At 63.3% G+C, this 5,998-nt stretch carries 7 protein-coding genes; 6 read left to right on the top strand and 1 reads right to left on the bottom strand.

Features of this window, described 5'->3' with window-relative positions:
• Positions 1-5 precede the first annotated feature (5 nt).
• From Q0L57_RS03805 to Q0L57_RS03790, 4 genes are all read left to right on the top strand, one after another.
• The gene (locus Q0L57_RS03805) at positions 6-878 is read left to right on the top strand and encodes a substrate-binding domain-containing protein (RefSeq protein WP_296738320.1); all 873 of its coding nucleotides are present in this window, start codon (positions 6-8) and stop codon (positions 876-878) included.
• 109 nt (positions 879-987) lie between these two features.
• Complete coding sequence (locus Q0L57_RS03800) at positions 988-1,974, top strand: ABC transporter permease (protein ID WP_296738319.1); 987 nt, start codon at positions 988-990, stop codon at positions 1,972-1,974.
• A 3-nt stretch (positions 1,975-1,977) separates the two neighbouring features.
• Positions 1,978-2,772, top strand: coding sequence for an ATP-binding cassette domain-containing protein (locus Q0L57_RS03795; protein WP_296738317.1), 795 nt, complete (start codon positions 1,978-1,980; stop codon positions 2,770-2,772).
• Between the two features lie 42 nt (positions 2,773-2,814).
• Positions 2,815-3,837, top strand: coding sequence for a LacI family DNA-binding transcriptional regulator (locus Q0L57_RS03790; RefSeq protein WP_296738316.1), 1,023 nt, complete (start codon positions 2,815-2,817; stop codon positions 3,835-3,837).
• A gap of 411 nt (positions 3,838-4,248) precedes the next feature.
• On the opposite strand, the gene Q0L57_RS03785 is transcribed toward Q0L57_RS03790, so the two are convergent.
• Positions 4,249-4,830, bottom strand: coding sequence for a TetR/AcrR family transcriptional regulator (locus Q0L57_RS03785; RefSeq protein WP_296738314.1), 582 nt, complete (start codon positions 4,828-4,830; stop codon positions 4,249-4,251).
• Positions 4,831-5,077: 247 nt separating this feature from the next.
• Here Q0L57_RS03785 and Q0L57_RS03780 point away from each other — a divergent pair, with 247 nt between their 5' ends.
• Positions 5,078-5,314, top strand: a complete 237-nt coding sequence (locus Q0L57_RS03780) for a hypothetical protein (protein WP_296738312.1) — start codon at positions 5,078-5,080, stop codon at positions 5,312-5,314.
• A partial coding sequence (locus Q0L57_RS03775; RefSeq protein ID WP_296738310.1) for an efflux RND transporter permease subunit occupies positions 5,308-5,998 on the top strand: 691 nt, incomplete at its 3' end. The genes Q0L57_RS03780 and Q0L57_RS03775, both read left to right, overlap by 7 nt.

The raw sequence follows: 5,998 nt of genomic DNA, 5'->3' as shown, positions 1-5,998 counted from the left end.
CGGCGATGGCCGAGGCCAAGACATTCTACTGGATTTCGCATGGCGGCCCGGCCGATCCGGTCTGGACCTACTTCCTGGCCGGCGCCAAGCAATGGGCCACCGACACCGGCAACAAGGTCAACACGTCCTTCCACAACGGCGACGTGGCCTCGCAACAAGAGGCCGTTCGCGCCGCCATCGCGGCGAAGGCTGATGGCATCGTCACCACCAGCCCCGATCCGGGCAGCCTGGTCGAGATCGTCAAGGAAGCCCGCGCGGCCAACATCCCGATCATCAACTTCAACACGCCCGACCCGAAGGCCAATTTCAACGCCTATGTCGGCGGCGACAACGTCACCTTCGGCAAGCACTGGGCGCAGTATCTGGTCGACAAGGGCCTGGTGAAGAAGGGCGACTTCGTCTGGATGCCGGTCGAAATTCCGGGCGCCACCTACGGCGTGCAGGAAGAAGAGGGCATCAAGAGCGTTTTCGGGCCAGCCGGCATCACCTATGAAGTGACCGAAGCAACGCTCGACCAGGCCGAAGTGATCAACCGCATGGTCGACTACCTCACCGCGCACAAGGGCAAGGTGAAGGCGATCATCGGCCTCGGCGATCTCGTCACCGGCTCGATCAAGCGCGTGTTCGACCAGGCCGGCGTCAAGCCGGGCGAAATCCCGGTCGTCGGCTGGGGCAACTCGCTCGACACCACCCAGGAAGTGCTGAACGGCTATGTCAACGCCGGACAGTGGCAGGACCCTCAGGCGACCAGCTATGTGGCGCTTTCGCTCGCCAATATGGCCGCCAGCGGCATTCCTCCGGGCTTCAACGTCATCACCGGCGCGCTCTACGAGAAGGACACCGCCGGCGTCTACGACAAGATCCTGTCCGGCAAATAGTCCATGATCAAAAAGCCATGGCCCGCCATCGGGCCATGGCTTTCTTTCCGTTCCGCCGGGCCTGCGCGATGAGAGCAGGCCTCAGCCAATCATCGATGTCGCGGGTTCAATGGAAAATCGTTCCTTCATCCAAAATCTGATCGCGCGGCCGGAGTTCGGGCCCTTCGTCCTGCTCGTCGTCGAGCTCGCCGTCTTCTGGGGCATCAATCCGGATTTCCTGTCGCCGCAGAACATCTCCAACATCCTGGCCTTCACGGTCGAACTCGGCCTGATCGCGTTGGCGATGACCTTGCTGATGACATCGGGCGAATTCGACTTGTCGGTCGGCTCGCTGTTCGGCTTCTCGCCGGTGCTGATGTGGACGCTCTTCAACAGCGGCGTCACCTCGCTGGAAATGGGTCTGCTCGTTGCGCTGGTCGTCGCGGCCTTCATCGGATTGGTCAATGGCTGGTTCGTCACGCAGCTCAAAATCCCGTCCTTCCTGGTCACCCTCGGCATGCTGCTCGTCGTGCGCGGCACGGCGCTGTTCATCACCGACGGTTTTCCGCAACGCACCTGGAGCGCCGAAGGCAGCTGGCTGGCAAACCTGCTGGTCGGCGATTTCTATGTCGGCCCGTTCCGCATCTATGCGTCGCTGTTCTGGTTCATCGGCGCCGCGATCGTGCTTGGCTACGTGCTGACGCAAAGCCGCACCGGCAACTGGATCCAGGCCGCCGGCGGCAATCCAAACGCAGCCCGCGCGCGCGGCGTCAACGTCAACCGGGTCAAGATCGGCCTGTTCGTCCTGTCCGCGGTGATGGCCTCGCTCGCCGGCGTCATCTCCTCGCTGCGCACCTCGGCCGCCAATCCCAACAGCGGCACCGGCTACGAGCTCGAGGTGATCGCCATGGTGGTGATCGGCGGTACGGCGCTGACCGGCGGCCGCGGCACCATCGTCGGCACGGTGCTCGGCATCCTGATCCTGCGCGTGATGCGCAACGGCATCGTGCTGATCGGCGTGCCGGGCCTCGCCTACAACATCTTCATCGGCGCAATCATCCTCGGCATGATGGCGCTGCATTCGTGGCTCGAACGCCGGCACCAGGCAGGGACGTGAACCATGGCCGAACCGCTGATCCGCATGGAGAACATCCGCAAGTCCTACGGGCGCGTGCAGGCGCTGGTGGACGCCAACTTCCACGTCAACGAAAAAGAGATCGTCGGCCTGCTCGGCGACAACGGCGCCGGCAAGTCGACGCTGATCAAGGTGCTGTCGGGCGCGGTGCCGCTGACCAGCGGCGACATCTTCATCCGCGGCAAGAAGGTGACCTTGCGCAGCACCAGCGACGCCATCGCGCATGGCATCGAAACCATCTACCAGGACTCCGCCCTGGTCACGCAGCTGTCGATCGCGCGCAACCTGTTCCTCGGCCGCGAGCCGATCAAGCCGCCGCGCTTCCTGAACCGGATGGACCAGGAGGCGATGAATTCGGTGGCGCGAGGCCTGCTGAAGCAGGTCGGCATCTCCAAGAACATCCCGCCGACGACGCCGATCGGCTCGCTGTCGGGCGGGGAGCGACAGGCTGTGGCAATCGCGCGCGCCATGCATTTCGACAGCGACCTCATCATCCTCGACGAACCGACCAACAATCTCGGCGTCGCCGAGACGCAAGGCGTGCTGAGCTTCGTGCGCAGCGCGCGCGATTCCGGCCATTCCTGCATCTTCATCGCGCACAACATCCATCATGTGTTCCAGGTGGTGGACCGCATCGTGGTGATGCGACGGGGCAAGGTGGTCGCCGACGACATCGACCCGAAGAAGACCACCGTCGCCGAGGTCGAGCGGATCATCACCGGCATGTCGGACAAGGAGATCCGCGACGCCATCGCCGACGGACCGCAGCCGCATGGCTGATCTGGCCCGAGACGGCTCGCATCAGACCCTATGACTGGCCCCATGAAAGCCACCGTAGCCGACATCGCCCGGAATTGCGGCCTGTCGACCGCGACTGTCGACCGGGTGCTCAACAACCGACCTGGAGCAAGCGCGGCCAACCGGCAGCGCGTGATGGAAGCGGCCAAGCAGCTCGGCTATCTGCCGACCCTCGATCAGGTCGTGCTGCCGTCGAAGCCGGCGCATCTGGAATTCTTCCTGCCGATCGGCAGCAACACGTTCATGGCCGATCTTGCCCACCATATCGAGGACTACGCCCAGCGCCTGCCGCTGGTCGCCTCCTGCCGCATCCACAACCTAGCCGGCATCTCGCCGGGCGCACTGCAGGACGCTATCGAGAACCTGTCGCTGAAGGCCAATGGCGTCGGCGTCATCGCTGTCGACCATCCGCGCACGCGCAACATCCTGCGCGAACTGGTCGAGGCGGGAATCAGGCTGGTGACGCTGGTGTCGGACGTGCCGGCAGCGCCACGCTCGGCCTATGTCGGCATCGACAACCGGGTGGCGGGACGCACCGCGGCGCTGCTCATGGGGCGCTTTCTCGGCGGCCGCGCCGGACATCTGGCGATGATGGTCGGCTCACGTTCCTATCGCGGCCACGAGGAGCGCGAGATGGGCTTCCGCTCCGTGCTGAGCGAGGAGTTCCCCAACCTCACCATTTCGAGCGCGGTCGAGATCAATGACGAGCCGGACGTCAGCTACACCGCGACCATGAAGGCGCTGCACAACGACCCTGAACTGCTCGGCATCTATTGCATCGGCGCCGGACGCTCCGGCGTGGCCAAGGCGTTGCTCGAATCGCGGCTTCGCCGGAAGCCGGTGTTCATCTGCCATGATCTGACGAAGGAAACGCGCCGCTATCTGGTCGACGATCTCGCCGACGTGGTGATCGACCAGAATGCGCGGCTTATCGCCGAGCAATCTGTGATCCGGCTGCTCGGCTCAATCGCCTCGTCGGCGCCCTATCTGACGAAGAAGTTCATCGAGCCGCGGCTGATCTTCAAGGAGAACGTGCCGGTGCAATAAGGGTCATGTGGCTCGGCTGGAGCAAGCGCTCGGATTTGTCAGACGATTGATCCTACAAATCTGCACAGCAGCTATGCATGTTTCGCAATTGCCGAATCGTTGGGCAACTCGTATTTTCGCTCCTGTCGGATGTCTTCCTCCTCCCAGACACCGACGGTGAATACGGTACACCTCCTCCCGTGCCGTATTCGAAATCAAGCCCGCTGTCACCTCCTCCCGACAGCGGGCTTTTTCTTTGCCCGGCATGCCGGCGCTGCTCCCCATCACCCGGATTTGCCAAGTCGAATTGTTTTGTAGTTCGGGTAATCCGACCTCTCCCCTGGAGAGAGAAGCATATCAGCGCCAGCGCCAACCTCTTCGCCTCATGGGGAGAAGGTGGCCGCGAAGCGGCCGGATGAGGGGGAACCGCGCTTAGCGCGCCCGGAATGAGGCGATCAGGCTTTCGGCCATGCGCACGAATTGCGCGCTCGGCCCTTCGGCGCCGACGCTCTGCATCGAGACGCGCGCGCCTTCGAGCAGCAGCGACAGCGTGTCGGCGAGAAGCTCGGCCTGGCCGATACCGGCGTCGCGACACAGCGCCACCAGGCGCTCGCGCTGGGCGTCTTTCAATTCCTTGATGACGCGCCTGGCCGGATGATCGGTTTCGCTGAGCTCGACGGCCGCATTGGCCATATCGCAACCGCGACTGTCGGCGCTGAGCATTTCCGAAGCCTTGCGCACCCAGGCATGCAGCTGGGCGAGTTTGTCGCCGGGATGCTGGGTCTCGAACTCGTCCCATATCCTCGAAGCCTTCGCCGCCGTGGCGCGCAGGCATTCGATGATGAGATCGTCCTTGGATTCAAAGTGACGGTAGAGCGTCATCTTGTTGGTGCCGGCAGCCTCGGTGATGGCGTCGACGCCAACGCCCTTGATGCCGTGCTTGTGGAACATGTCCTGAGCCGTCTCCAGAATCCGATCCCGGGGGCGGGAACGCTCCGCGACGCTGTCGTTCATCATGCTCTCCTTTCGCGTTTCCAAAAAAACCGTCGCCACCTCTTGACTAGGGTGTTACCGGTCTGTAACTTCCGGATGTTACTTACTGGTAACACCTATATCACTCGCCGTCAAACGACAAGGCCCTCCGATCGCCCTGCCAGAGTGAGATAGGACAGAAAACCCGCCTGTCATGCGGCTTCGGCCGGTGAAACCAAAAATCGGACCGTGATCAATCGATGCGGGCCGCAAGCAAGGAGCCACTCCTATGCAAAAGCGTAACGACCTGACGATCGACGAAGCCATCCGGGATCCGATGATCCGGCTGGTGATGAAGGCGGACGGAATCGACCCGAAAGCCTTCGAGCGGATGCTACGCGCGCTTGCGGCGGAACAGGCGTCCGACGACGTCCCGCCGCCCTTCCTGGAGGATTCCGGTTCCGGCCGGACCCGGCGCATGCGCCACTTCGCAAAACCCTTCAGCGAGGCATCCGCGTCATGGTGAACTTCTTCATCCACCGCCCGATCTTTGCGTCGGCGATCGCCATCATCATGGTGCTCGCCGGCGCGATCGCCTATTTCCTCTTGCCGGTTTCGCAGTTTCCCGACATCACGCCGCCGCAGGTCGTGGTCAGCGCCCATTATCCCGGCGCCAGCGCGCAGGTCGTGGCCGATACGGTCACCACGCCGCTCGAGCAGCAGATCAACGGCGTGCAGGGCATGACCTACATGTCGTCGACGAGCTCGAATGACGGCTCCTCGACCATCACCATCACCTTCGATGTTGGCTACCCGCTGAGCACGGCAGCCGTCGATGTGCAGAATCGCGTTTCGCAGGCCGCATCCTCCCTGCCCGCGATAGTCAACCAGGGCGGCGTGACGATCAAGAAGCAGAATCCCAATTTCGTTTTGATCGTCGATCTCACCTCACCGGATGGCTCCGTCGACCCGGTGGCGCTGAGCAACCTCGCCTATCTGCAGGTGGTCGACCCGCTGAAGCGCCTGCCCGGCGTCGGCGACGTGCAGATCTTCGGCGAACGCCGCTATTCGATGCGCGTCTGGCTCGACCCGGACAAGCTTGCCAATCTCGGCATCACCGCCGTCGACGTGCAGAACGCCATCGCCGAGCAGAACGTACAGGTGGCGGCCGGCAAGATCGGCCAGTCGCCCGCACCTGCAGGCACCGCCT

The organism is Mesorhizobium sp. (assembly GCF_024509055.1).
Classification (GTDB): domain Bacteria; phylum Pseudomonadota; class Alphaproteobacteria; order Rhizobiales; family Rhizobiaceae; genus Mesorhizobium.
This window is presented reverse-complemented; position numbering and strand designations above follow the sequence as displayed.